This is a genomic window from Franconibacter sp. IITDAS19 (assembly GCF_023079515.1).
GTDB classification, from domain to species: Bacteria; Pseudomonadota; Gammaproteobacteria; order Enterobacterales; family Enterobacteriaceae; genus Franconibacter; species Franconibacter pulveris.
Genome location: NZ_JALJCP010000011.1, coordinates 101591 through 125519 on the forward strand (window position 1 = coordinate 101591; position 23929 = coordinate 125519).

Annotated in this window: 21 protein-coding genes and 1 tRNA gene; 6 read left to right on the forward strand and 16 right to left on the reverse strand. The window is 57.1% G+C overall.

Features of this window, described 5'->3' with window-relative positions; all coding sequences use genetic code 11:
* Nucleotides 1-396: 396 nt before the first annotated feature.
* Nucleotides 397-732, reverse strand: coding sequence for a zinc ribbon domain-containing protein YjdM (locus tag MT962_RS20890; RefSeq protein WP_024557264.1), 336 nt, complete (start codon nucleotides 730-732; stop codon nucleotides 397-399).
* A gap of 636 nt (nucleotides 733-1368) precedes the next feature.
* Here MT962_RS20890 and crfC point away from each other — a divergent pair.
* Both crfC and MT962_RS20900 read left to right on the forward strand, forming a co-directional pair.
* Nucleotides 1369-3732 (forward strand): clamp-binding protein CrfC, encoded by a 2364-nt coding sequence (gene crfC, locus MT962_RS20895; protein WP_024559816.1) that lies wholly within the window; start codon nucleotides 1369-1371, stop codon nucleotides 3730-3732.
* A gap of 2 nt (nucleotides 3733-3734) precedes the next feature.
* Nucleotides 3735-4601: a diguanylate cyclase regulator RdcB family protein gene (locus MT962_RS20900; RefSeq protein WP_024559817.1), complete on the forward strand. Its 867-nt coding sequence runs from the start codon at nucleotides 3735-3737 to the stop codon at nucleotides 4599-4601.
* A gap of 7 nt (nucleotides 4602-4608) precedes the next feature.
* On the opposite strand, the gene MT962_RS20905 is transcribed toward MT962_RS20900, so the two are convergent.
* On the reverse strand, nucleotides 4609-5520 hold the full coding sequence (locus tag MT962_RS20905) for a LysR family transcriptional regulator (protein ID WP_024557261.1): 912 nt from the start codon (nucleotides 5518-5520) through the stop codon (nucleotides 4609-4611).
* A 105-nt stretch (nucleotides 5521-5625) separates the two neighbouring features.
* On the opposite strand from MT962_RS20905, the gene MT962_RS20910 reads away from it, so the two are divergent.
* Nucleotides 5626-6345, forward strand: coding sequence for an SDR family oxidoreductase (locus MT962_RS20910; protein ID WP_029696808.1), 720 nt, complete (start codon nucleotides 5626-5628; stop codon nucleotides 6343-6345).
* A 142-nt stretch (nucleotides 6346-6487) separates the two neighbouring features.
* Here MT962_RS20910 and kdgT read toward each other — a convergent pair whose 3' ends face one another.
* The gene (gene kdgT / locus MT962_RS20915) at nucleotides 6488-7480 is read right to left on the reverse strand and encodes a 2-keto-3-deoxygluconate transporter (protein ID WP_024559819.1); all 993 of its coding nucleotides are present in this window, start codon (nucleotides 7478-7480) and stop codon (nucleotides 6488-6490) included.
* 408 nt (nucleotides 7481-7888) lie between these two features.
* On the opposite strand from kdgT, the gene kduI reads away from it, so the two are divergent.
* Nucleotides 7889-8725, forward strand: a complete 837-nt coding sequence (gene kduI, locus MT962_RS20920; RefSeq protein ID WP_048887132.1) for a 5-dehydro-4-deoxy-D-glucuronate isomerase — start codon at nucleotides 7889-7891, stop codon at nucleotides 8723-8725.
* Nucleotides 8726-8801: 76 nt separating this feature from the next.
* On the opposite strand, the gene yghU is transcribed toward kduI, so the two are convergent.
* The 6 genes from yghU to MT962_RS20950 all read right to left on the reverse strand — a co-directional run bounded on the left by yghU (nucleotide 8802) and on the right by MT962_RS20950 (nucleotide 15181).
* Nucleotides 8802-9647 carry a glutathione-dependent disulfide-bond oxidoreductase gene (yghU, locus tag MT962_RS20925; RefSeq protein ID WP_024559821.1) on the reverse strand — a complete coding sequence of 282 codons (846 nt, stop codon included), beginning with the start codon at nucleotides 9645-9647 and terminating at the stop codon, nucleotides 8802-8804.
* Between the two features lie 132 nt (nucleotides 9648-9779).
* The gene (locus MT962_RS20930) at nucleotides 9780-11384 is read right to left on the reverse strand and encodes a methyl-accepting chemotaxis protein (RefSeq protein ID WP_024557256.1); all 1605 of its coding nucleotides are present in this window, start codon (nucleotides 11382-11384) and stop codon (nucleotides 9780-9782) included.
* Between the two features lie 203 nt (nucleotides 11385-11587).
* Complete coding sequence (locus tag MT962_RS20935; RefSeq protein WP_048887130.1) at nucleotides 11588-12463, reverse strand: metal ABC transporter substrate-binding protein; 876 nt, start codon at nucleotides 12461-12463, stop codon at nucleotides 11588-11590.
* Between the two features lie 8 nt (nucleotides 12464-12471).
* Nucleotides 12472-13338 (reverse strand): metal ABC transporter permease, encoded by an 867-nt coding sequence (locus tag MT962_RS20940; RefSeq protein WP_247366348.1) that lies wholly within the window; start codon nucleotides 13336-13338, stop codon nucleotides 12472-12474.
* A 1-nt stretch (nucleotide 13339) separates the two neighbouring features.
* Nucleotides 13340-14023 carry a metal ABC transporter ATP-binding protein gene (locus tag MT962_RS20945; protein WP_247366349.1) on the reverse strand — a complete coding sequence of 228 codons (684 nt, stop codon included), beginning with the start codon at nucleotides 14021-14023 and terminating at the stop codon, nucleotides 13340-13342.
* Nucleotides 14024-14272: 249 nt separating this feature from the next.
* Nucleotides 14273-15181, reverse strand: coding sequence for a LysR family transcriptional regulator (locus tag MT962_RS20950; protein WP_247366350.1), 909 nt, complete (start codon nucleotides 15179-15181; stop codon nucleotides 14273-14275).
* Nucleotides 15182-15284: 103 nt separating this feature from the next.
* On the opposite strand from MT962_RS20950, the gene MT962_RS20955 reads away from it, so the two are divergent.
* Nucleotides 15285-16703 (forward strand): aldehyde dehydrogenase family protein, encoded by a 1419-nt coding sequence (locus MT962_RS20955; RefSeq protein WP_024557251.1) that lies wholly within the window; start codon nucleotides 15285-15287, stop codon nucleotides 16701-16703.
* A 27-nt stretch (nucleotides 16704-16730) separates the two neighbouring features.
* Here the strand turns inward: MT962_RS20955 and MT962_RS20960 are convergent, their stop codons facing one another.
* Nucleotides 16731-17327, reverse strand: a complete 597-nt coding sequence (locus MT962_RS20960; protein WP_247366351.1) for a TetR/AcrR family transcriptional regulator — start codon at nucleotides 17325-17327, stop codon at nucleotides 16731-16733.
* A 111-nt stretch (nucleotides 17328-17438) separates the two neighbouring features.
* Here MT962_RS20960 and MT962_RS20965 point away from each other — a divergent pair, with 111 nt between their 5' ends.
* A complete protein-coding gene (locus tag MT962_RS20965) occupies nucleotides 17439-18035 on the forward strand; it encodes an NAD(P)H-dependent oxidoreductase (RefSeq protein ID WP_024557249.1) in 597 nt (198 codons plus the stop codon).
* 76 nt (nucleotides 18036-18111) lie between these two features.
* Here the strand turns inward: MT962_RS20965 and MT962_RS20970 are convergent, their stop codons facing one another.
* From MT962_RS20970 to cutA, 6 genes are all read right to left on the reverse strand, one after another.
* A complete protein-coding gene (locus MT962_RS20970) occupies nucleotides 18112-18579 on the reverse strand; it encodes a DUF6392 family protein (RefSeq protein ID WP_247366352.1) in 468 nt (155 codons plus the stop codon).
* Complete coding sequence (locus MT962_RS20975; RefSeq protein WP_247366353.1) at nucleotides 18579-20354, reverse strand: S-type pyocin domain-containing protein; 1776 nt, start codon at nucleotides 20352-20354, stop codon at nucleotides 18579-18581. Before MT962_RS20975 ends, MT962_RS20970 begins: the two co-directional genes overlap by 1 nt.
* A gap of 565 nt (nucleotides 20355-20919) precedes the next feature.
* Nucleotides 20920-20995: transfer RNA gene (locus tag MT962_RS20980), tRNA-Phe, on the reverse strand.
* 112 nt (nucleotides 20996-21107) lie between these two features.
* Nucleotides 21108-21683 (reverse strand): transcriptional regulator, encoded by a 576-nt coding sequence (locus tag MT962_RS20985; protein ID WP_024557245.1) that lies wholly within the window; start codon nucleotides 21681-21683, stop codon nucleotides 21108-21110.
* 49 nt (nucleotides 21684-21732) lie between these two features.
* Complete coding sequence (locus MT962_RS20990) at nucleotides 21733-23586, reverse strand: protein-disulfide reductase DsbD (RefSeq protein ID WP_247366354.1); 1854 nt, start codon at nucleotides 23584-23586, stop codon at nucleotides 21733-21735.
* Nucleotides 23562-23885, reverse strand: coding sequence for a divalent cation tolerance protein CutA (gene cutA / locus MT962_RS20995; RefSeq protein ID WP_188724439.1), 324 nt, complete (start codon nucleotides 23883-23885; stop codon nucleotides 23562-23564). The genes MT962_RS20990 and cutA overlap by 25 nt, the downstream gene beginning before the upstream one ends.
* Between the last annotated feature and the right edge of the window lie 44 nt (nucleotides 23886-23929).

Genomic DNA, 23929 nt, shown 5'->3' on the forward strand with positions numbered 1-23929 from the left:
AAATTTAAGCAGTAATTTAATTTGTTGATTGCAAACGAATTTATGTGAAACTGCCGTAGCGGCATTTTTTGGGCGTGAATAAGAAGCTAGCATAGCTTTAATAATGTTTTTATACAGCATAAAAAAGAAATAAATTACCTGAAAGAGGCGTGATTCTGATCGCACAATTAACCCGATACCGTCAGAGTTCTCTTTTTTTATGTGAATGAGTTTCTGCGGAAATAGACTCGCTATTGGCGGCAAATAAACAGAAAATGCTGAGGCAGACGAGGATTTATAGTCAGTTCAGCCCCTTACGTCAGGTTGTTGTACCAGCGGGCTATAGCGAGCGGGGAAGAGGGCGTGCAGGCGCAGCGAAAGGGCGAAAAAGCGCCCTGCGCAAGGCAGGGCGGGGCGTCAGCTTTTTTTCACAAACTCAGACTTGAGCTTCATGGGGCCAAAGCCCTCGATTTTGCAATCAATATTATGGTCGCCTTCCACCAGGCGAATGTTTTTCACCTTTGTGCCGATTTTCAGCATCGAAGAGCTGCCTTTTACCTTGAGATCTTTGATTACGGTAACGCTGTCGCCGTCGGCAAGCAGATTGCCGTTCGCGTCCTTCACGATAAGCGCGTCGCTTTCAGCTGCGGCTTCGCCGGGTTGCCACTCATGGCCGCATTCCGGGCAAACGTACAGACCGTTGTCTTCGTAGGTGTACTCAGACTGGCACTCAGGGCAGTGGGGTAGTGACATAAAGTGTCCTCTAAAAAAGAATAAAACTGGCGGTAAAAGTGGCGTCGCCAGAGAAAAGTAACAGGCGCCAGGGCGCAAAGGGCGGCAATTATACCGCAATTCCCTGCCTTTTTTGGGTTTATTCTGCGTTAAAAACGCGAATAACGGACAGGGCGTGACACACCCTGTCAAATGCCTGGTTCATGATAGGAATGTCTCGCAGATAAAGACGGTCGGCGTATCGTTTTCTTCTCTGCTCAAGAACATATATCGTGATTTATTAGCGCGCAGTGTTATTCTGAGGAGGCTTATCTGAACGGAATTTATTAGCCTTTTACGGCAGACTGGCTTTAGCGCTTTAAAACCGTCTGGTAAAGCGTGGGCGATATATCCTTTTAATCACTTAAAACACGCTATTCTGTATTGCGCCGCAATGCGGAGGGCGTTGTAACGACGGGAAAAACATTCCCGCATTGCTTATATAGCTTAAAGTTTATTTTACCATAGCGATGGTATGGCATTTTATTAACTGGGTTGCACCTGGTGTCGTTGTGATTCGCAAGATATTTTCCTCACGTAATTATAAAAAGCGGTCTCAGATTATTAAAAAGAGAAGACACAAAAGATTAGCCAATTTGTGTTAAGGAAAGATTTTTCATGCACACACAGACATTTTTTGAATTAAGCCAGGAGGCGGAGCGGCTGCTTCAATTCGCGTTGCATAATCTCAACGCCTTAAAGCAGATGCCTTCCGGCATGCAGGAAAACCACCCGACGGCGGATGCCGGACGAAGCGCCACCGTTCATCCGCTGCACTTCAGCGCGCGGGGCGTAGAGGCGCAGCAGGAAACGTTGCAAAACGAGCTGCGTAAAATTACCCAACAGGAAATGGTGCTGGCGATTGTCGGCACCATGAAAGCGGGGAAATCCACCACCATTAACGCCATTGTCGGCACAGAAGTGTTGCCTAATCGCAATCGACCGATGACTGCGTTGCCAACGCTTATTCGCCACACGCCAGGACAGAAAGAGCCGGTGCTGCATTTCTCCCACGTGCGGCCGATAGAGACCTTAATGCAGGCGCTGCAAGAGCGGCTCGCTCATTACCCCCGCGACTTGCTGGCCGGGCAGCTGGAAGTGGATAACGATATGGAAAGCTTGCTGCAGCGTATTATCAGCGGCACCACGTTTGAAAAGCACTACCTCGGCGCGCAGCCTATTTTCCACTGTCTGAAAAGCCTCAACGACCTGGTGCGGCTTTCAGGCGTGCTGGAGGTGCCTTTCCCTTTCAGCGCTTATGCGGCCATTGAGCATATTCCGGTTATCGAAGTGGAGTTCATGCATCTCGCCGGGCTTGAGAAAGGCCACGGGCAGCTGACGCTGCTGGACACGCCGGGACCCAACGAGGCCGGGCAGCCTCATCTGCAACACATGTTGCAAGAGCAGATTTCCCGCGCCTCCGCGGTGCTGGCGGTAATGGATTACACCCAGCTAAAGTCAATTTCCGATGAAGAGGTGCGCCAGGCGCTTGCCTCCGTCAGCAAATCGGTGCCGCTGTTTGCGCTGGTTAATAAATTCGACCAGAAAGATCGCAACAGCGACGATGAAGCGCAAGTGCGCGCGCTGATTGCCGGCACGCTGATGAAAGGCGCTATCGATCCCAGCCACGTTTTCCCGGTGTCGTCGATGTGGGGCTATCTGGCGAACCGCGCCCGGCATGAGCTGGCGTTACGCGGATCGTTACCCGACCATACCGAGCAGCGCTGGGTGCAGGATTTCGCCGAAGCGGCCCTGGGACGCCGCTGGCGTACGGCGGATCTGAGCGATGTGGATCATGTTCATCACGCGGCGAACCTGCTGTGGGAAGATTCGTTGTTCGAACAGCCCATCAAAGCGCTGTTGCACGCCGCCCACGCCAACGCCTCACTTTATGCCCTGCGTTCCGCCTCGCATAAGCTATTGAACTATGCGCAAAGCGCTGAAGAGTATCTGGCCTTTCGCTGCCAGGGGCTGGAGATTAAAAGCGAGCGGTTGCTGGAGAATATTAATCAACTGGAAGAAGATATCGACCGGCTTGAGCGTTGCCAGGAGAGCGTAAAAGAGGCGGTGCAGCACGAGGTAAAACTTGCGCTGCAAACCGGAGCGGAGTGCATCGCAGGCCATGAAAAACAGATCCAGCAAGCCATTCATACCTATTTTCAGACCGGCAAGGTGCCGCCTATCGAGCTGAGCAGCACCATGAGCAAGGCGGTGCTTCGCCGCAGCGATTTTGAGCCAGGCTGCCAGCAGATTGTGCTGGAAGAGGAGAGCGATGCGCGCCTGATGATGCACAAGCTTCGCGCCTCGTGCGAAGTGATCCTGCTCTCTGTTCAGGAGAACCTGACGCGTGAGCTGGCGCTGCATTTTCGCCACCTTGAGAATGCGCTCGGGCGTATTTTGCGCGACGCGATAGCGCCGATTGAAGCGCGCGTGGCGAATGGCCTTAGCCAGGCGGGATTTAGCACGCATATCTCGCTGCCGGCCTTTGAGTCGAGCCAGCTTAACTTCAACGCGCACCAGCTTTTCACCGACGTAATAGAAGAAGCGCGCGCGCCGGTCTCTCAGGCGCGTCGTCAGGGAGGCATGCGCAGTACGATGGCGCGATGGCTTAGCAGCAATGAGTGGCGATGGGAAGAGTACACCATGACCAGCGCCCGCTATGTCATTGATTTGCCCAAGCTGCAGGAACGGCTGAGCCAGTATGTCAGTCACTTCTGCACGCAAATTCGCAAAGCGATGAATGCGCAGATTGATATCTCGGTAACGGCGGGGCTGGCGACCTTTTTCGCGGAGTTTCAGCAGGGGTTAACCTCCATTGACGCCAGTCTGCGCCAGAGTCTGATGGCTCGTCAGCAAAGCGAGGCGTCGCTGGCCCAGTTGCGCCGGCAGCTTACGCACTGCGCGACGGCCGCTCAGTTTATTCATGAGGATGCAAGACTGTTGCGCGACGACATTCAAACGCTTTTCCTGGCGGAGCAGTAACCATGAGCAGCCTGTTAATGGAAGGCCCGGGGCGGCACGTTAGCTGCCTCGGCATCAAACTGATGGTGGATTTAGCGAAGGGCATTCATCAGACGCGTCCGAGCCGGCTTGCGCCGCACCAGCAGACGATTCGTGAACGTTTGACCCAGGAGCTAATGCATAAAGCGCCGTTGCGTCAGTGGGCGGCGTCAGGCTCGTTGATGCACAACGACGTCCGGCTGCTGCAATGGCTCGATCAACTGGCCGGGCTTTTATCGCCCGGCCATCTGGCGATAAGTCTGGTCGCAGACCGGCTTAGCAAACTTCAGGCGCAGGCCGGTAATGACGCCGGGCTGCACGCCCAACTGGAAATGCTGAGTACGCAGTTTCAGCAGCGCATGACGCGTCTGGAAACGCAGCGGCAGAAACGCGATTTACCAGCGGAGGCGCATCAGCACTGCGAACAGGTGCTTGAGCGCTGGCGCGGCGGGCGCTACAACGCCTGGTCGCCCGCTGGCCGCTGCTATGTCGCGCTGGAAGAGCTGCGTTGGGGCGCCTTTGGCGAGGCCGTGCGCCTGGGAACGGCGGATGAAAGCGAAACGCTGCTGGCGCGGTTGCGCCAGCTTGCCAGCGAGCAACTGGCGGACTCGGTGAACGCCTCCGCGGGCACCCGCCATTTTTATCACCACTGGCTCACCACGCCGCCTGCGCCAGGGCTGATGGATTACAAAGATACGCTGAGCTGGCTTGGCGACTGGAGCGACAGCGAACGCCAGCCCGTCGCCTGGTCCGTCACCCAGACCTGGCAGAGCGTGGCGCTCGGCATGCCGCGTCTCTGCTCCGCCACGCGGCTCGCCAGAGCGATGGTGGATGAGGTCTTTATGGCGTAGGCGCGGCTCAGGCGTCGTTAAGCCACTGAATGAAAAAGTCGCTGAAGGCGCTTACCTGGGCGGGTTGAAAACGGCGCTGAGGATAGACAATCTGCAATCCCACCTGCTTTTCGTCACGGGCGTTAAACCCGATAAACGCCCCGGCGAAAAGCACGTTCAGCCTGCCTTCTTCTACGTCGCGCTTTACGTCCCACCAGGATTTGCCGGCGATGCCGGCGCCCGCCAGCGCCCACTGGCGCAAAAGCGCGCCGTCGCTGCAAACCATATGCGGCGCGACGCGAACGGTCTGCATTTTTCCCTGCTGCTCAAAACGCCATTCGTTAAGGATTTCGCCATGCCGCTCCATCGCAAGACAGCGGTGTTCCGCCAGCGCTTCCGGCGTCGCGGGCGATCCGTATTTCGCCAGATAACCGGGAGAGGCGACCAGCACGCGGTGATTCGGGCCGACAGAGCGCATAGCGAGGCGGCTGTCCGGCAGGTTGCCGAAGCGGATGCTCATGTCGAGGCGGTGCGCTATCAGGTCCACGACCTCTTCGGCGAGCAGCAGCACGCTTTTTACCTGCGGGTGCAACTGTGAAAACGCCAGCAGCGCCGGGGAAAGAAACTGGCGACCAAAGTCGGAAGGCGAGGCGATGCGCAACGTGCCGCTAAGCTCTCCCTCTTTTTGCGACAGCTTCGCCTCCGCCAGGCTGACCTCTTCCAGCACGCGCAAAGCAGCGTGATAAAACTCCTCGCCCGCGCGGGTAAGGGCGATAGCGCGCGTGGACCGGTTGAAAAAGCGCGTCTGGTAACGCTCCTCCAGCGCTTTCAGCCGTGCGGTCATGGTCGCAGGAGAGAGAGTAAGCCGCCTGCCCGCCGCCGCCAGTCCGCCCGCTTCCACCACCGCCACCAGCAGTGCCATATCCTCAAGCTTGCCCATTATTCCGTTTTCCTGAATAGAGCCTGTTGTTTTGCTGCAATTATCAAAGATGAGCCGGAGAAGTAAAGTCGCTTTATCGCAGACAGAGACGATGAGGAGATTACGATGAGCAGCACAAGAACCCTGATTATTGGCGGCGCGACAGGCATTGGCTTCGCAGTAGCCCAGGCGTTAAGCGAGCGGGAGGGCAGCATTGTGCTGGCCGGACGAGACGAGGAGAAACTGGCGGCGGCGAAAGCGCGGCTGCATGGCGTGGCGAAAACGCAGACCGTCACGCTGGATGTTGCAAGCGAAGCGCAGGTCGCGCAGCTCGCGCAAACGCTCGGGGCGGTGGATCATATTATCGTGACAGCTGGCTCGCAGGCGCCCGGCGGCGCGCTTTCGCAGGTTGACATCAGCGCGGCGAAGCAGGCCTTCGACACCAAATTTTGGGGCAGCATCGCCGTGGCGCATCATCTCGCCGGGCTTATCCGCCCTGGCGGTTCCCTGACGCTGACCACCGGTTTTCTGGCGCGCCGGGCCGTACCCGGAACGTTTGTAAAAACCGCCATTAACGCCGCGCTGGAGGCGACGGTAAAAGTGCTGGCGCGGGAGCTGGCTCCGCTGCGCGTAAACGCGGTAAGCCCGGGGCTGACCGACACTGAAGCTTACGCCGCCATGACGCCTGAAGCGCGGGAGCAGATGCTGGCGCGTGCCGCCGCAACGTTGCCGGCGGGGCGGTTCGGCCGACCGGAAGATATGGCGCAGGGGTATCTGTTTGTTATCGACAACCCGTTTGTTACCGGCACGGTGGTGGATATTGAGGGCGGGGCGTTAATTAACTAAGGCGTGGCGGCGGACCCCGTCGCCTGTTCACGCTAAGCGAGGGCGGCTTCTGGCGCACCTGGCCCGCTGCTGTCTTTTATTTCCCTCTCTTTTGCCCGCTCATCCTTAACCAAAAAAAACCCCGCTTTCGCGGGGCTTCGCATTACCTTTGCAGCGACTGCTCGCTGACCGGCTTTGCCTGCGGCACGCTCTTCGCGACGTGCCTTGCGTACAGCGCCGTAATGATAGGCACAAGGATGGCAGTGACGATGACGCTCGCCGCGACCAGCGCGGTGGCGGAAGCGGCCACGGGCTCAAACGCCGGGTTAATCTGCGCGATGATAACCGGGTTAGCCACCGCCGCGCCCGCGGCCGACGAGGCCGCGATGCCCGCCGTGCCGTTGCCGCCGCCAATCACTTTATCGGCGATAATCAACGGAATGCCGGTGATGATAATGACCGCTACGCCAAGCAGCACGCCGAGCAAGCCAGTATCCATAATGACGCCCAGGTTGATGGTATTGCCGAGCGCGAAGCCGAAGAAGGGGATCAACACTGGCGTGGCCTTGCTGAAGAAGGCGCGCAGATCGTGGTCAAGGTTGCCAAGCGTAAAGCCAATCAGGAACGGCAGCACCGCGCCGACAAAGTGGTGCGGTTCAAACGAGGCCAGACCGGCGGAACCCAGAATAACCATGGTCATCAGCGGACCGGATTCCAGCGACATCAGTACGAAGGCGCCAGATTCCTCTTTGGTGCCGTACTGGTTCATCAGGCTGGCGTAGAGACCGCCGTTGGTCATATCCATCGCGGAAACGATAGCCAGTACAGAGAGCCCCGCCAGGAAACCGGTCTGAATGCCGGTATCGGGAATAAACATAGAGGCAATCATCGCCACCACCCACGCCACGGCGATTTTTGTTATCACCAGCGTGCCCGATTTACGTAATACCGTACCGGTGGCGCGTAAATCAATTGACGCGCCGATACAGAAAAACCAGACGGCGAGAATGGGCACCGTGCCGGTAATCATCCCTTTTGTAAACGAACCGAAATAAGCCCCTGTTTCTGGAGCGAAAGTATTTAAAACCGCGCCAAGCAGCAGCGGGATAAGCATCATCCCACCCGGGATGCGTTCCATTGTGGCTTTAATTTTCATAAAAATACCTCAGCAGTCTGTTCTGCACCGGAGCTAAAAAAGGGTAAAGCGATCCCGTCGACGAAAATTTTTATTTTTCATCGCCTTATGCGTATTTCCTGGTAAGCCTCTCACTGCGTTGACGCAGCGGCAGGCGTAACGTGTGGCAATCAGAAAAAGCGTTTTTGTCGCTGATTTATCCTGTTCGTTAACTAACTGGTGCTACTATCCTCTGTATGGAATATTGATTCAATAGTAATGAAACACTGTTTTAGTTATCCTTGTCACATTATTGATTGCGCGGTTTGTTACCATGAATGCCAGTGAAAATTAATGTAAAAACCTTGTTATTTATTGTTTTGAATATTCAGTGTTAATAATCACCTGGGTTATTTCTTAAGCCCGGAAAAAACAGATTGAGGAGCCAGAATGGACGTTCGCCAGAGCATTCATAGCGATCACGCAAAAACCCTGGATACGGCCGGGTTACGCAAAGAATTTTTGATTGAAAAAATTTTTATCGCTGACGACTACACCATGACCTACAGCCATATAGACCGCATCATCGTGGGCGGCGTTATGCCGGTAAGCCGCACCGTAAGCGTGGGCGGCGAAGTGGGCAAACAGTTGGGCGTCAGCTATTTCCTGGAGCGCCGCGAGCTGGGCGTTATTAACATCGGCGGCGCGGGCATCATCACCGTTGACGGCACGCGTTACGAAATGAACCCGCGCGACGGGCTTTATGTGGGCAAAGGGGCGAAAGAGGTGGTGTTTGAGAGCGTGGACGCCGCGACGCCTGCGCGCTTCTATTATAACTGCGCCCCTGCGCATACCACTTTCCCGACCAAACGCGTGACGCCAGCCGACGTTTCGCCGGTGACGCTTGGCGACGATGTCACCAGCAACCGCCGCACCATCAATAAATATTTTATTCCGGACGTGCTGGAAACCTGCCAGCTCAGCATGGGCCTGACTGAACTGGCGCCGGGAAACCTGTGGAATACCATGCCGTGCCATACCCACGAGCGCCGCATGGAGGTCTATTTCTACTTTGGGCTTGAAGAGAACAGCTGCGTGTTCCATATGATGGGGCAGCCGCAGGAGACGCGGCACCTTGTAGTGCAAAATGAGCAGGCGGTGATTTCGCCGAGCTGGTCGATTCACTCCGGCGTCGGCACCCGCGCTTATACCTTTATCTGGGGCATGGTGGGAGAAAACCAGGTCTTTGACGATATGGACCACGTCGCGATCAAAGATCTGCGTTAACTCTCTGTCTGGTTTAAAAAAGCACTAAGCCAGCGCAATAAAAAAGCCCCCGTCTTCCGGGGGCTTTTTTTATCGCTTAAAGACCAAGTTCGTCAAAATCGGAAGCGCTATGGCGCTCGTGGAGCTGCTTATCGCCCCAGGTGCGGTTAACTATGCTGCCGCGCTGCACCGCCGGGCGCTCTGCTATCGCTTTCGCCCAGCGCATCACGTTGTGATAAGACTCCGCTTGCAGGAACTCGCTTGAGTCATACAGGCCGGAAAGGATCAGGTTGCCATACCACGGCCAGATGGCGATATCGGCAATGCTGTACTCATCGCCCGCGATGAACTTGTGCTCCGCCAGCTGGCGGTCCAGCACGTCGAGCTGACGCTTGGCTTCCATGGTGAAACGGTTGATGGCGTACTCAATTTTCACCGGGGCGTAATGGTAGAAGTGACCAAAGCCGCCGCCGAGGTAAGGCGCGGAGCCTTGCAGCCAGAAGAGCCAGTTCAGCGCTTCGGTACGTCCGGCCAGGGTTTTCGGCAACAGCTGACCGAACTTCTCCGCCAGATAAAGCAGAATGTGGCCCGACTCAAAAACGCGGATCGGCGTGCCGGTGGAGTAGTCCAGCAGCGCCGGGATTTTCGAGTTGGGGTTGACCGCCACAAAACCGCTGGAGAACTGGTCGCCTTCGCTGATGCGAATCAGGTGCGCGTCATACTCCGCGCCGCTTTCGCCGAGCGCCAGCAGTTCCTCCAGCATAATCGTCACCTTCTGGCCGTTGGGCGTGCCGAGAGAGTAGAGCTGGAGTGGGTGTTTGCCCACCGGCAGATCTTTTTCATGGGTGGGGCCAGCGATAGGACGGTTAATTTTCGACCAGGAGCCGCCATCCTGCGAGTTCCAGGTCCAGACTTTCGGGGGCTGATAATCATTTTCTGACATAGTAGATCCGCCTTAAGTGATGGGTGGGTGTTTTGCGTTTCTGGAGTGTAGCAGCAGCGCGTCAAGAAAAGTGTTAGCAACTCGTGGCGTTAAACAATGACAAAGCCCCGGGCGGGGCTTTGTTCAACATCATCAGGCGATGACCTGCCGCAGGGCGGAGGTTGGCGCTGCTGCGCTGTTTTCACTCACATTCCGCGGCGCGAGCGTAAAGACGCGGGTGCTGCCCGTGAGTTCGGTGACCTGTTCTGTCATGGCGTCGGCGGAAGTGGCGAGCTCCTCCACCATTGACGCGTTGCTCTGGGTCACCCGATCCAGTTCGGCGATGGCCTGGTTTATCTGCTCAATGCCGCGCTGCTGCTCCTGTGTGGCGTTGGTCACCTCGTCCATCAGATCGCGAACATGCGTAATGGTGGTGATGATTTCCGACATCGACTGCCCGGCCTGCGTCACCAGCCGCGATCCTTCGCCCATTTTATCGGTGGTGCGGTCGATAAGCTGTTTGATGTTTCTTGCCGCCTCTGAACTGCGGTGCGCCAGGCTTCGCACTTCGCCCGCTACGACCGCAAAGCCCTTGCCGTGTTCGCCTGCCCGGGCCGCCTCTACCGCCGCGTTCAGCGCCAGAATATTGGTCTGGAAGGCGATGCCTTCAATAAGCGTAATGATTTCAGTCATTTGATCGGCGCTGCCGGCGATATCGCGCATGGTGCCGGAGACCTGATTCATTACGTCGCCGCCCTGGCGCGCGCGGGTGGCGGCGTCGCCCGCCATCGCTTTCGCCTGACGGGTGTTTTCGGCGTTATTGCGCACCGTGGAGGTTATCTCTTCCATACTGGCAGCCGTTTCGATCAGCGCGGCGGATTGCTGCTCGGTGCGGGCGGAAAGCTCGCGGTTGCCTGAGGCGATTTCCGCCGAGTGGTTAAGCACCGTTTCGGCGGAGTGGCGAATCGCGGAGATAAGTTTGCGCAGCTCTTCCTGCATCATCGCCAGCGAGCTCATAATGTTGGCGCGGCCATTGTTCTCGATAGGGTGGCTTAAATCGCCCGCCGCGATGATAGCGGCGACGGCCTGCGCACGGGCGGGTTCGCCGCCCAACTGCCGCACCAGGTTGGTGGTGAGCTTCCAGGCTATCAGCATGGAAACCAGCAGCGCGAGCGCTATCAGCGAGAGCTGTACGGTGCGGGCGGTGGTGAAGGTATTTTCGGTCTGGCGGGTATCGGCATCGGCTACGGCGATTTCGCGGTTCTCAAGCGTTAATAAATCCGCCATCAACTGCGTGCGATATTGCCGGGAATTGTCACCGCTAATCTGGCTCGCGCGAGCAATATCTTCCTGCTGCAATGCGTCCAGCACCGCATTATTTGAAGCGGCGAACGCCTGGAAATTATCAACGACGCGTTTAACCAGCGGCTCCGCTTTTTTATTTTCCGCCAGCGCCAGGTAACTGTTTTGCGCGTGCAGAAAGTTCGCTATCGCCTGGTTGAGTTCGACCCGGTGTTTATCCCGCTCCTGACGGGTTGCAGAGGCTATCATCTGCACCTGTTGCAGGCGCAGTTCCGAGAGAACGCCGCGCATCTCCAGCGTGTATTTTACTGCCGGCACGCTCTGCATCAGCAACGACTGCGCCTGCCTGTTGCTCTGGTTTAAATAAAACAGCGAGACGATCCCCATCACCAGGACAAAAAGGACAAGGGTGGCGAAACTCATTATTATTTTTTGGGTAAAGGTTATTTTTTTCATTTTTTAGCGCCATAGCATGTGTGTAGTCGATGCAGTCATTAACGGCATAAGCGCTATGGCGCTTTATCAGGCTTTAACGCGCTTTATTAATCCTGATCATTTTTTTCATCATTATTTCTTTTTTTGGGAACATTGTTTCGTTTTTGGCGTTCTTTTTTCTAAGCGGCGTTCCCGACCGGCGCGTTGCGGCGGGAACATGACCGTTATTTCATGCTGGCGGCCATCGTTTCTACGTTATGCCGAAAAGCCGACAGGTAGTCCGGCGCGGGGCCGGATGGCTTGCTGAGCGCCTCCGGGTAAAGCTCGCCGCCCGATTTCGCGCCGCTGGCGCTGGCGATTTGCTGTACCAGCCGCGGGTCGGTCTGGTTTTCAATAAAGTAAGTATGAATATTTTCTTTTTTCAGCTGATCGATAAGCGTCGCCACGTCGCTGGCGCTGGCTTGCGCCTCGGTTGAAAAGCCGACCGGCGCGAGAAACGTCACGCCATATTCCGCGCCGAAATAACCGAAGGCGTCGTGGCTGGTCAACACCTTGCGTTTTTCTGGCGCAATCGCGGCAAATGTCGCTTTCGCCCAGCTATCCAGTTTTTCCAGCTGCTGAATATAGGCTTCACCGCGCTGCTGAAAATACGCTTTATCTGCCGGGTCCGCTTTGATTAACGCGTTCATCACGTTGCGGGCATAAATAGCGCCGTTTTTTGCGCTGTTCCAGGCGTGCGGGTCGGTGATGGTTTGGCCGTCTTCGTTCATCTTGCGCGTGACGACGCCTTGCGAGGCGACCACCGGGGCGTTTTTCGTACCGGAGGCGTTTACCAGCCGCGTCATCCAGCCCTCCAGCCCCAGGCCGCTGGTAAAGACAATGTCCGCCTGGCTCAGCGCCTGGCTGTCTTTGGGCGTGGGTTCGTAGGTATGCGGGTCGCCATCCGGCCCTACCAGCGTAGTAACGCGCACATGGTCGCCGCCAACCCTGGACACGATATCGCCCAGCACCGAGAAGCTGGCGACGGCGTTAACCTGGTTTGCCAGCACGCCTGGACTTGCGGCGAGCAGCAGCGCGAGCGCAGTGATTTTTAGTTTCATCTTGTCCCTTACCTTGTTGATTTAACCCGTTTTACGAGCGGAAAAATCCCCTTTTCCGTGCCGAACAGCACCGAAACGAAGAAAAAGAGGGTGGCGGTGAGCACGATGGCGGGCCCGGCGGGCAGCGACTGATACCAGGACCAGATAAGCCCCAGCAGTGCGCTGACCATGCCGATAACCACCGCCAGCGCCAGCATCCAGGGCAGACGGTTCGCCCAGCAGCGGGCGGCGATAGCGGGCAGCATCATCAACCCCACCGTCATTAAGGTGCCGAGGATCTGAAAGCCCGCCACCAGGTTCATCACCAGCAGCCCAAGGAACAGCGCATGGATAAGGCGCGGAAGACGGCGTGAGTGAACCTGCAAAAACGGGGCGTCGAAAGCTTCTGTCACCAGCGCCCGGTAGCCCCAGCCCAGAATGAGCAGCGTGGCGCTGGCGATAACGCCGATAAACATAAGCGAACTGTTATCCACGGCCAGCAGCGAACCAAACAGCAGATGGAGCAAATCCACGCCGCTGCCGCGTAGCGAAACCAGCGTGACGCCGAGCGCCAGCGAACCGAGGTAGAAACCAGCAAAGCTGGCGTCTTCCGGCAACGAGGTGGTTGTACTCACCCAACCCGAAAGCAGCGCCACCAGCAGGCCGATGATAAACCCGCCCGCGCCCATCGCCAGCAGCGACATGCCGCAGAGCAGATAGCCCACCGCCACGCCGGGCAGCACCGCATGGGAAAGGGCGTCGCCAGCCAGGCTCATTCTGCGCAGCAGCAGAAACACGCCGAGCGGCGTAATGCTGAGCGAAAGCGCGAGGCAGGCGACCAGCGAGCGGCGCATAAAGCCGAAGGCGATGAAGGCGTCGAAAAAAGCGTGCGTCATGTTAGTCCTGCGGCAACGGGCAAGCGGAGGGCGGCGGTAATACCGACGCGGTCCGGCCCCAGCGGTAATGCCCCTGATGCAGCCAGAGCGTTTCGGGAAAATGGCGATGAACCATCTGCTGGTTATGCAGCACGACCAGCAGCGTTTTGCCGCGAGTATTGAGCGTGGCCATCACCTCCAGCAGGGCGTCGCTCGTCTGGCTGTCGATACCGGTGAAGGGTTCATCCATCAGCATGATCGGCGCATCCTGCACCAGCAGGCGGGCAAAGAGCATGCGCTGAAACTGGCCGCCCGAGAGGCGGTTGAGCGTATGGCGGCGCAGCGCGGTTAGCCCAACCTGTTCCAGCGCGGCGTCGATGTGGGAAAGCGTCTCGCCGCGCAGGCCTTGCGTTAAAGCGGCGGCGGGCCAGGCGCCCATCGCCACCACGTCGCTGACCGTCAGCGGGAAGCCATGATCCAGTTCGTTCTGTTGCGGCAGCCAGCCGATGATTTTCTTGTCGCCAGGCCAGCTTACGGAGCCGCTAAGGGGCGGCAGGAAACCGGCCAGGGTTTTGAGCAACGTCGATTTGCCGCAGCCGTTTACGCCGACAATGGCCGTAGGGCTTCCGGGGCGGAAAGCGCCGTTGAGCGGGCAGGTCAGCCTTTTTCCCGCGTAACCGGTAACAAGGTTATTAAGCGTTATCATGGCAGCAATGTGGCCCAGCGGATGGCGCCCCACAGCAGGACAAGCAGCAACGTTATGCTGCAGGCACGTGATAAGCCTGAGCGCGTCAGCAGCGTTTGGCGGGAAAGTGAAATGGCAAAACGAGACATAAATGCGCACCGTTGTTTATTGTTATGATATAACATAACACTCAACGCAGCGGATGTGAACACGCGGCTGCGTTATCTTGATTCGACAGGAAAAAGAGAAGAGGCGGGGTTGCGACCCCGCTCAGGGCGCGGTTTGCGCACAGCGCAATTCCCGGGCGAGATCGATAAACGCTTTTAGTCCGGCCGGCACATGCCGTCGGCCGGAATAGTAAAGCCGCAGGCCGCCAAAGGAAGGGCACCAGGGCTCCAGCACGCTGATTAAACGCCCGCTCGCCAGGTCTTCGCGAATAAACCATTCAGAGACAAACGCCAGACCGAAGCCGCAGCGAGCCGCCTGGCGTATGCTCCGCATTTCGCTGAACACTACGCGGTTAGTCATGCTGACGGTAAATTTTTGCTGGTGGTGTTCCAGTTCCCACTGGTAAACCCCGCCGTGGGAAAGACGCATGCCGATTCCCTGATGCCGTGTGAGATCGTCCGGCGTTTGCGGCTTGCCGTGCTTTGCAAAATAGTCGGGGCTGCCGACAATCAACATCCTCGCGTCGTCGGTCAGCGGAACGGCAATCATATCCTGCGGCACCGCCTCCGCCAGCCTGATACCCGCATCAAAACCTTCCGCGATAATATCCACCATTTTCGACTGGGAACTGATATCGAGCCGCATATGGGGGAAACGCGCCAGATAGTGTCGCAATAGCGGGTCGAATAGCAGCGAGACCGCTTCCGGTGGCGCGTTAATGCGCAGGGTGCCGGCAGGCTGTTCGGGGGCCGCCTTTATCTCTTCTGCGGCGCGCCGAAGCTCGACCAGCGCTGGCGCAATGCGGTCAACATAGCGTTGCCCCGCTTCGGTGAGGGCAACGCTGCGGGTGGAGCGGTGAAAAAGCCGCGTTTGCAGGCGCGCTTCCAGCCCGGCGACAGCATTGCTCACGGCTGTTGCTGACATTCCCAGCTCCCGTGCCGCAGCGCGGAAGCTTTTGCGATGGGCGACAGCAAGCACCACTTCGAGTTCGGTCAGGCCGGTTCGATGCATGAATTATTCCGATTTTCGGTACAGTCTGTGCGTTATAACCCCGCTTATCAGCGCAGTACAGGCTTTTTATACTCTCCGCATCATCCATGCAGGAGAGAATCGCATGCAACATATCGACAAAATTTATATTAACGGTGAATTCGTAACGCCGCACGGCAGTGAGCGGTTTGAGCTGTTCAACCCGGCCACGGAAGAGATCATCGGTACCGTACGTCTGGCTGACGAAGAAGATACGCGGTGCGCTATTGCGGCGGCGAAAGCGGCGTTTCCGGCGTGGTCGCAAACCAGCAAGGCGCAGCGCATTGACGTTTTAAAACGCATGCATGCGGCAATCGTTGAGCGCGAAGCCGCTCTGCGCGAGGCGATAGTCACCGAATACGGCGCGCCGGTTTCCCGCGCCGACTGGATGGCGACCTACCCTGGCGACGCGATTCTGGAAGCGATAACCACGCTTGAGGCGTTTGATTTTGAGGTGCAGGCGGGAAGCGCGCAGGTGGTGATGACGCCTGTGGGCGTGGCGGGGCTTATCACGCCCTGGAACAGCAACGCCGGCTTTATCTGCAACAAGCTGGCGACGGCGATGGCGGCGGGCTGCACGGCGGTGATCAAACCCAGCGAAATGAGCGCTATTCAGACGCAGATTGTGACCGAAGCGCTGCACGCCGCTGAGATTCCCGCTGGCGTGCTGAATATCGTTACCGGGCGCGGAGAGGTTGTCGGCGCGGAAATAACCCGCCATCCGGATATCGCGAAAATCTCTTTTACCGGCTCAACTACCGTAGGAAAAGGGATAGTGGCGGGCGGTGCGGCAACCCTTAAGCGCGTAACGCTGGAGCTTGGCGGAAAATCGCCCACCGTGATCCTGGACGATGCCGCTGTCGGGCAGGCGGTGGCGCTGGCGCTGGCGGCAGGCTTTATGAACAGCGGCCAGGCCTGTATTGCCGGTACGCGTATTCTGGTGCCGCAGAGCAGATTAAGTGAGTTTGAACAGGCGATTGCGCTGGCGGTGGGTGAAATTCAATCTGGCGACCCGCGCGATCCCGCAACGGTTATCGGTCCAATGGTAAGCCGTAAGCAGTGGGAGCGTGTACAGAGTTATATTCGCCTGGGGCGAGAAGAGGGCGCGACGTTGTTGACTGGCGGTGAAGGACGGCCAGCAGGTATGACGAAAGGCTGGTGTGTAAAACCAACCGTCTTTACCAGGGCAAATAACCAGATGCGCATTGCGCGGGAAGAGATTTTCGGCCCGGTGCTGGTCCTCATTCCTTATGAGGATGAGGCGCAGGCGGTCGCTATCGCCAACGACACCACTTACGGTTTAAGCGCGCTGGTGCTAAGCGGCGACCGGGCGCGCGGTCAGCGAGTGGCGCGTCAGATTGACGCGGGGCGCGTGCTGGTTAACACGCTTATCCATGAACCGAAAGCGCCGTTTGGCGGCGTTAAGCAGTCCGGCCTGGGAAGAGAGATGGGACGATGGGGGATGGAAGCTTATCTTGAGCCGAAAACGTTGCTGGTGGGCTAACCCGCAAGGCGACGGGTTATGCTCCTGTTATTCGGTTCTCTGCCGGTGAACCATGGCGATGATTACCTCAAGCAGTTCGTCTCTGGCCTGCTGTTCCGTAATCATCGCTTTTGCGGCGGCCCAGCAGAGCGATTCGGCGGCGCCGAACATCGCCCAGAGCGGGGCGTCGGTAAGCGGGGCGCTGGTGCAGAAGGGAGCGAAAATCTCACGGCACTGGCGCGTAAAGGCGACGGCGTAATCCTGTCTGAGTTTTTCCAGTTCCGGCGTACCGCTGAGCGCCGCCATTACGCTTGGCATTTCGCGCCCCTGGTGCAGTACGCAGGCGACATACGCGTCTGCAATAACCGCAGCCAGCGTTTCCAGCTTCGGCTCTGCATTGCGCAGGGCTTCGTTCATTTTCGCCGTCTGACGCTCGTCATACTCACGATAAAGCGCCGCCAGCAGGCCCGATCGGCTGGTGAAATGATCGTACACCACCGGCTTTGTCACGCCAGCCCGCTCGGCCAGATGCCCAAGCGTCAGGGCCTCAGTGCCCTCTTCGCGAATAATCCGCCAGGCCATGTCGAGCAGTTGCGCGTAACGCGCTTCCCGCGATAAACGCAGGCGAGTATGAGGTTCCGGCATGATTTCCTCCGTTGACATGCTAATATACCAAAGGTAAGTTACTATTGGTAGGTTACTGACCGTATAGAAAGGTTACGTCTGACCCCGCTTAATGACAACAGGAGTATCGCTATGCATGCACTGATCGTTGTTTCCCATCCCGTTAAAAATTCCCTGACCCACCGCGTTGCGACTGCTGTTGCGCAGGGCATCACCGCCGCCAGCCGCGAAAACAGCGTTGAAATTGCCGACCTTACCCAGGAAGGGTTTAACCCGGTTTTTTCTGCCGAGGATTATGAGGCTTTTCAGCAAGCCCGCGCTTTTCCGGCTGATGTGATAGCCGAGCAACGGCGCATTGATAACGCCGATGCGCTGGTCCTGGTTTTTCCGGTTTACTGGTGGACGATGCCGGGCATGCTGAAAGGCTGGATTGACCGCGTCTTTGGCAACGGCTGGGCTTATGAGGATAACGGCGATGACAAGGTCGTGAAAAAACTGACGCGCCTGCCCATACACCTGGTAGGTCTCGGCGGGGCGGGAAGACGCACCTATGAAAAGCACGGCTACAACGCGGCGATGAAGGCGCAAATCGATCATGGCATTTTCGATTACTGCGGCGCGCCGGTGATGACATCGGAAATCCTGTTGCTGCCGGATTTGGAAACGCCTGAAGCGTGCCTTGAAGTGGCGCAGGGAATTGGGCGGCGGATTTTTACGGCGGGACGCTAAAACGCGGGCCACATCCTTCTGAACCTGCGGGCAGGTATGCCCGCGAGAACGTCCTCATTAGGAGCCGTTGTGGTTGTTACCAGCGGAGTTCTGATGTTGCTATGAATGCCACCTCTTTGACTCGCTCCTGCAAGTCGTAATCGACTTGCATACTGATCGGAATATGAAAATCCGTTACGGTGAACAAATCTGTGTAGCCAATCTCTTGGCGTAACCGCTTCCGGGGAGGCAAGAACCTGTCAGGAGAGCCAAATTGTGAATGCACCCAAGATCGCACCATTTCAGGCTGTAAGGGAGATGGCAGCTCATTCGGAAATTTATAGTTCGCTTTCTTCTCATTCTGTAAAAAAAGCTCAATGGAGAAAAGCGTTGCACCTTCGCGCTTAAAGGCTAAGTAAAGCCCTTCATTCATCATGCTTAACGTGAGGTCAGGATCTCCCGGGTAACCTGTCGGCTTGGTCTTGTAGGGAATCAATCCTGCATCAAAAATTTCCTGATACCGCTTACCTAAGCAGCGAATCAATGCTTCGACATTAACGGTCATTAGTATAATCCCTGTTCCTGATTTAATTGATGCATCTTAGCTTTGGCTTCATCGATTTGACTATCTGTTACGCCACGCTGTTTAAGCTCGGGGCGTATGGTCTCAATGTCTCGTTCTACAGCTGCTCGCAAATCTCTGGAGTCTTGCTGTATTTGCGTAGGGCTATTTCTGCCGCCATAAGTGGCACTGAGTTTTTGGTGAATATCAGCAGGAATGATGATGGACGCAACGTCTTTCGCCATACGGTCAATTTCGGCTGGTTTTGCGTCTGGGAATTCACGTCGTAGGTAGGCTCGTACTGCTGCGGCCGATGGCATATGATCAGCATGAGTGCCATTTCGCGGCCTACCTGTGAAGTTGCTGTATAAATCGACCTCCAACAATTCTACCGGAGGCTTGCTGAGGTAGATGTAGATCGGCGGATGGACGTTGCCCGGAAACACCAGAATGTAATCCCGGAAGTCCCTCTCTTCCGGCACCGGTGTAACCAGAATCCTCACATCATCAATGTCCGGGTATTCCAGCCCCGGTAACGGCTCTAAACCTACCGGTTCTTCATCATTCCCGGTATTCCCGCCCTGCGGGTCACCTCCCGGTGCATCGACCGGTGTCCAGGTTATATGGATCTTCCCCCCTGAATCATCGCCCCAAAAGCGGTATTTCCCGTCAAACCGCTTTTCCATCAGCCTGACTTTCACCTGATCACGCCCACTTTCCAGGCTAGTGTGATAGCCCACGGCTTTCAGTCGCCCAGTTTCCGGGTCTTCCACCCAGTTATAGCGTACTCGCGTTGGTACCGTACCGCCGCTCTGAGCTACCGCGAGCAATTTCTCCTCTGTCAGCAGGTCTGTCTTTTCGCCTTTCAGCATTGAGTGCAGTACTGCCCCCATGACCACGAACGGTAAATTCAGCTCAAACCGGCTTTCCCACACCTCCGGCCCGGACAGGTGTTTCATCTGGTACGTTAATGCCTTCGCTGCGTCCTGATTCGCTTTTGCTGTAGCCCCTCCTGCCATTGCTGCCATTCCTGCTTCGGCTGAACCGCCCATAACAACCGGAGGCGGGAGAAGTGGCATTGCTTCCGCTTCACCAAAGAAGAATCCCGTTACTTTATCGAACAGGGATTTTTTTCTCTCCGGCACGGCATCAGTCAGCTCGGAGGCGGTCTTTGTCTTCTTCGCCGCCTGAGTGTGCTGTTCTGGCTCATTGCTGGTTGCCGTTGAGGATGACTCTGGGGGCGGAGAAGCAGGCAGTGACTGGTAAATGCTCATCGCAGCAAAGTTTGCCTGTGGTTCATCCTCGGTTCCGGCATCGGTACATCCGGCCCCGCGCAGGCAAGATTTGGCAAAAACTGGTACAGGGGCCAGTTTCACGCCGTCAGACCCTTCCCCCTGTGTTCCACTCCCGACCAGTGCAGCAGAAGCCTCAGCCTGTTTGGCTTCCCGTTCCCGCTCGGCCAAGCGACCGGCATTACAATCACTTTCATAATAGTGTGAAAATACTGTCGGAACGAACCGGGCCCGGCAGGGGCAGGAGCTGTAACTATCCAGCGAACCCGCCCACTCTTTCAGGACGCCGCCGACTTCGTAGGTATCTCCCATGCCACCACAGACGCGGAAAAGCCCCTCATGCTTCCCGCAAGTCACCGGGTCTCCCTCCCGGACCTGCTGTCGTACAATGCCGCCGATTTCGTAATCGGTGTCAGACGCACCGGAAAGAATTCGCCCCCCGCATCTGGTTTTATCCAGATGATACAGAAAGTATCCCGTAGCCATAATCCCTCATGAATCATATTGATATCGGAGAAATAATACCCAAAAGGTGACTAAAGCTAAATCAATCAGGGTGAAAAGCGTTCGGTTTGATGTAGGAGGGAGTGGGGAGGGTTCAAAGCAGGTGGTATGCGTTTTAATTCAGACCGGACAAAGACCGGATGTAGCCGTGCAATGAATCCGTGAGCCGGGTACTCATGTGGAAATAGTGTCTATTGGGAATTTGAATTCTGACAGACAGGGCTACGGCGACCGGAGGGGGTGGTAGCTGCTTAAGAGAACTATTCATGCTGGATGGCAGAAGCAGGGCAGTGGCCTCAGCGGTGATCACGACCAGAAATTTACCGGAACCCCCAAAAAGCAAAAACCCAGCCATAGGCTGGGTTTTCTGAATAAGTGGTGCCCGGACTCGGACAAAAACGCCGGGAGCGTTTTTGCACAGCGCGTTCCGCGCTGGCCCCGCAGGGGTGAGCCACAGGGAGGTGGCGAACAATCGAACGTCGTTCGATGAAGAGTCCGGAACCCCCAAAAGCAAAAACCCAGCCATAGGCTGGGTTCTCTGAATAAGTGGTGCCCGGACTCGGAATCGAACCAAGGACACGGGGATTTTCAATCCCCTGCTCTACCGACTGAGCTATCCGGGCAACGGGGCGCATTAAACCGTAAAGGCCGCGGGGCGTCAACGGCTTTGTCATAAAAAATCGGTAAAACTGTGTCGATTGCCTGCTTTTCATGCAAAAACGGCGAAAGCTAAGCTCAGGTTAGCGCGCCGCCCTGGCGGCACAGCGCCAGACGCAGGATATCTTCCGCCAGCCGACGCGCGGTATCCACATCCGCCCGGTTATGTTTAACCAGCAGGCGGCTGAGGCACCCTTCCAGCACCAGCTCCATCTGCTCCGCGACCATCGCCGGATCGTCTACTTCCAGACGCGTCAGCAACGCGTGGGTAAATTCCCAGGCCGCGCGCTTTTGCTGATCCGCAAGCTGGTGGATCGGGTGCGTCGGGTCCGGAAAAAACGAACAGGCGGCGATAAACAGACAGCCGGGATAGCGCTCGTTATCCACGCAGCCGGAAAGGGCGTCATAGCGCGCCAGCAGTTTATCTTCATCGCGCATCTCTTCATCATGGATAAGCTGCCTGCGCCAGGCGTCGATTTGTTGGCTGTGATAGCGCAACGCGTCATACAGCAGCGCCTCACGATCCGGCCAGAAACGCTGCATCTCCTCAACCGGATAATCCGCCCTGGCGGCCACCATCTCGAACGTGGTGTTAGCAAGTCCTTGTTGTTCAAGGATATGCAGGGCGTGCTCTAAAACTTCTTCACGTTGCACGGTTCGCTCCTCCGTTCATCCCAACGGTTTTTCCCACTCAAAGTGTCGTTTACAGCGCTTGATTGTGCAAATGCGCATTAAACGCGGCGGCATCCATAAAACCTGTCACGCGGGCCGCAGGGCGCTCATTGCCTTCGGCGTCAAAGAACAAAATCGTCGGCAACCCCAGCACGCTCAAATGCTTAAGCAAAGCCGTATCCTGCGCGCTGTTGGCGGTAACGTCCGCCTGCAACAGAACCGTATTTTTCAGCGCGTTTTGCACTGCCGGTTCGCTGAAAGTGTATTTTTCAAACTCTTTGCAGGCGACGCACCAGTCCGCATAGAGGTCCAGCATCACCGGCTTGCCCTTCGCCTGCGCCAGCGCCTGGTTGAGATCATCGACGCTGGAAATGCGTGTGAAACTTAAATGCGCCTGAGTGGTTGCGGCGGGCGCGCCAAACGCCCAGTCCTGCAGCGGGCGGGCGCAGACCAGCGCGGCGGCGAGCAGCGCAATCTGCACGACGCGAAGCCAGGCTTTTTCCGCCTTAAGGCTTGCGATAAACGCCCAGCCGAAGAACGTGATGCCCAGCAGACTCCACAACCGCAGCCCCCAGGTTTCTCCCAGCACGCGCTCAAGCAGGAACACCGGCAAGGCGAGAATGATAAAGCCGAAAGCGACCTTGACCTGTTCCATCCACGGGCCGCTTTTCGGCAGCAGCCGGTTGCCGAAAACGGTGATGAGAATAAGCGGCAGTCCCATCCCCAGCGCATAGAGATAGAGGGTGCCACCGCCAAGCCAGACGTTTCCGCTCTGCGCGATATAAAGCAGGATGGCGCTGAGCGGGGCGGTAGTGCAGGGCGAACAGATAAGCCCGGCGATAGCGCCCATCGCGAATACGCCGCCTGCCGAGCCGCCCTGCTGGCGGTTACTCATCAGCGCCAGACGCGTCTGCAGCGAAGAAGGCAGTTGCAGCGTGAAAAGACCGAACATGGAAAGCGCCAGCAAAACAAAAACCACAGAGAGCGTAATCAGCACCCAGGGGCTTTGCAGCGCCGCCTGGAATTGCAGCCCGGCGGCTGCGACCACCAGTCCCAGGGCGGTATAGGTGAGCGCCATGCCCTGTACATAGATAAACGCGAGCAACAGCGCCCGTGCGGTGGAAAGGCGCTGCCTGCCGCCCAGCACAATGCCGGAGATAAGCGGGTACATCGGCAGCACGCAAGGGGTAAAGGCAACGCCAATGCCTATCAGCAACGCCCACAGGGCGGAGAAGGGAAGCGCGGCCCCTGCCTCAGGGCGCTCTCCGGCAGGCGGAAAAACGGTATCTGCGCCATCAGCGACGTGGGTTTCTCCATTACCGGCCGGGTGCGCCGTGCCGCCCGTTTTCAGCGGGCCATTGGCGCCCGCCGCCTTCTCTGACGGGAGAGGCGGCATGATGGCGTGCGGCGTGCGGGCGGAATCCGCTCCGGCATTTGTCCCGGCTTCCGGCGCGCCCGATGCTACAGCGCTGAGCGGCACTATGCGGGTCTCCGGCGGGTAACAAAAGCCCGCTTCGGCGCAACCCTGGTAGGTCACGCTAAGCGCGGCGCCTTGTTCGGTATGGGTGAGCGTAACGGGCAGAGTGAGCTGTTGCGTATAAATCTCGCTTTTGCCGTAAAACTCATCTTCATGCCAGGCGCCCTGCGGCAGGGTGGGCGGCGTTATGGTCGCTTTCTGTGGCGTAATGTTGATTTGCTGGCGGTAGAGATAGTAGCCGGGCTTAATTTGCCAGTTCAGCACAACCTGTTGATCGCGCTGTTGAAAATCAAAGGCGAAAGCCTGGTCTGCGGGAACAAACTGGCTTTTGCCCGGTGAATCAAAGAGTCCGGCGAAAGCTGAGGTGCTGCAAAGCAGCAGAATCAGCGTAAAGATGCGTTGAGCCATGAGAGGTAGTCGTTATCTCCGTGGAGCACTGGCAGAACCAGCAGTTCCGGGGTCTGGTACGGATGGTGAGTTTTCAGGCAGGTCAGCAGCGCCTGCTGGCGAGCGACATCGCTTTTCAGCAGCATCTGGACTTCATACTCCTGCTCAAGTTTGCCTTCCCAGTAATAGAGCGAAGACGCGCCTGGCAACAGGGTCACGCAGGCGGCAAGCTTTTCCGCCAGCACTTTTGCCGCCAGATCCTGCGCGGTGGCTTCATCGGGCGCGGTACAGAGAACAACAACGGCGTCGGGTAGGGTCATAGCGTTTTCCCCTGTCAGCGAAAAAAGAGACTATACCACGCAAG

Excerpts from the sequence above, each read along its gene's own strand:
- MT962_RS20890 (WP_024557264.1), bottom strand. The coding sequence starts at position 732 with ATGTCACTACCCCACTGCCCTGAGTGCCAGTCTGAGTACACCTACGAA.
- crfC (WP_024559816.1), top strand. The coding sequence starts at position 1,369 with ATGCACACACAGACATTTTTTGAATTAAGCCAGGAGGCGGAGCGGCTG.
- MT962_RS20900 (WP_024559817.1), top strand. The coding sequence starts at position 3,735 with ATGAGCAGCCTGTTAATGGAAGGCCCGGGGCGGCACGTTAGCTGCCTC.
- MT962_RS20905 (WP_024557261.1), bottom strand. The coding sequence starts at position 5,520 with ATGGGCAAGCTTGAGGATATGGCACTGCTGGTGGCGGTGGTGGAAGCG.
- MT962_RS20910 (WP_029696808.1), top strand. The coding sequence starts at position 5,626 with ATGAGCAGCACAAGAACCCTGATTATTGGCGGCGCGACAGGCATTGGC.
- kdgT (WP_024559819.1), bottom strand. The coding sequence starts at position 7,480 with ATGAAAATTAAAGCCACAATGGAACGCATCCCGGGTGGGATGATGCTT.
- kduI (WP_048887132.1), top strand. The coding sequence starts at position 7,889 with ATGGACGTTCGCCAGAGCATTCATAGCGATCACGCAAAAACCCTGGAT.
- yghU (WP_024559821.1), bottom strand. The coding sequence starts at position 9,647 with ATGTCAGAAAATGATTATCAGCCCCCGAAAGTCTGGACCTGGAACTCG.
- MT962_RS20930 (WP_024557256.1), bottom strand. The coding sequence starts at position 11,384 with ATGAAAAAAATAACCTTTACCCAAAAAATAATAATGAGTTTCGCCACC.
- MT962_RS20935 (WP_048887130.1), bottom strand. The coding sequence starts at position 12,463 with ATGAAACTAAAAATCACTGCGCTCGCGCTGCTGCTCGCCGCAAGTCCA.
- MT962_RS20940 (WP_247366348.1), bottom strand. The coding sequence starts at position 13,338 with ATGACGCACGCTTTTTTCGACGCCTTCATCGCCTTCGGCTTTATGCGC.
- MT962_RS20945 (WP_247366349.1), bottom strand. The coding sequence starts at position 14,023 with ATGATAACGCTTAATAACCTTGTTACCGGTTACGCGGGAAAAAGGCTG.
- MT962_RS20950 (WP_247366350.1), bottom strand. The coding sequence starts at position 15,181 with ATGCATCGAACCGGCCTGACCGAACTCGAAGTGGTGCTTGCTGTCGCC.
- MT962_RS20955 (WP_024557251.1), top strand. The coding sequence starts at position 15,285 with ATGCAACATATCGACAAAATTTATATTAACGGTGAATTCGTAACGCCG.
- MT962_RS20960 (WP_247366351.1), bottom strand. The coding sequence starts at position 17,327 with ATGCCGGAACCTCATACTCGCCTGCGTTTATCGCGGGAAGCGCGTTAC.
- MT962_RS20965 (WP_024557249.1), top strand. The coding sequence starts at position 17,439 with ATGCATGCACTGATCGTTGTTTCCCATCCCGTTAAAAATTCCCTGACC.
- MT962_RS20970 (WP_247366352.1), bottom strand. The coding sequence starts at position 18,579 with ATGACCGTTAATGTCGAAGCATTGATTCGCTGCTTAGGTAAGCGGTAT.
- MT962_RS20975 (WP_247366353.1), bottom strand. The coding sequence starts at position 20,354 with ATGGCTACGGGATACTTTCTGTATCATCTGGATAAAACCAGATGCGGG.
- MT962_RS20990 (WP_247366354.1), bottom strand. The coding sequence starts at position 23,586 with ATGGCTCAACGCATCTTTACGCTGATTCTGCTGCTTTGCAGCACCTCA.
- cutA (WP_188724439.1), bottom strand. The coding sequence starts at position 23,885 with ATGACCCTACCCGACGCCGTTGTTGTTCTCTGTACCGCGCCCGATGAA.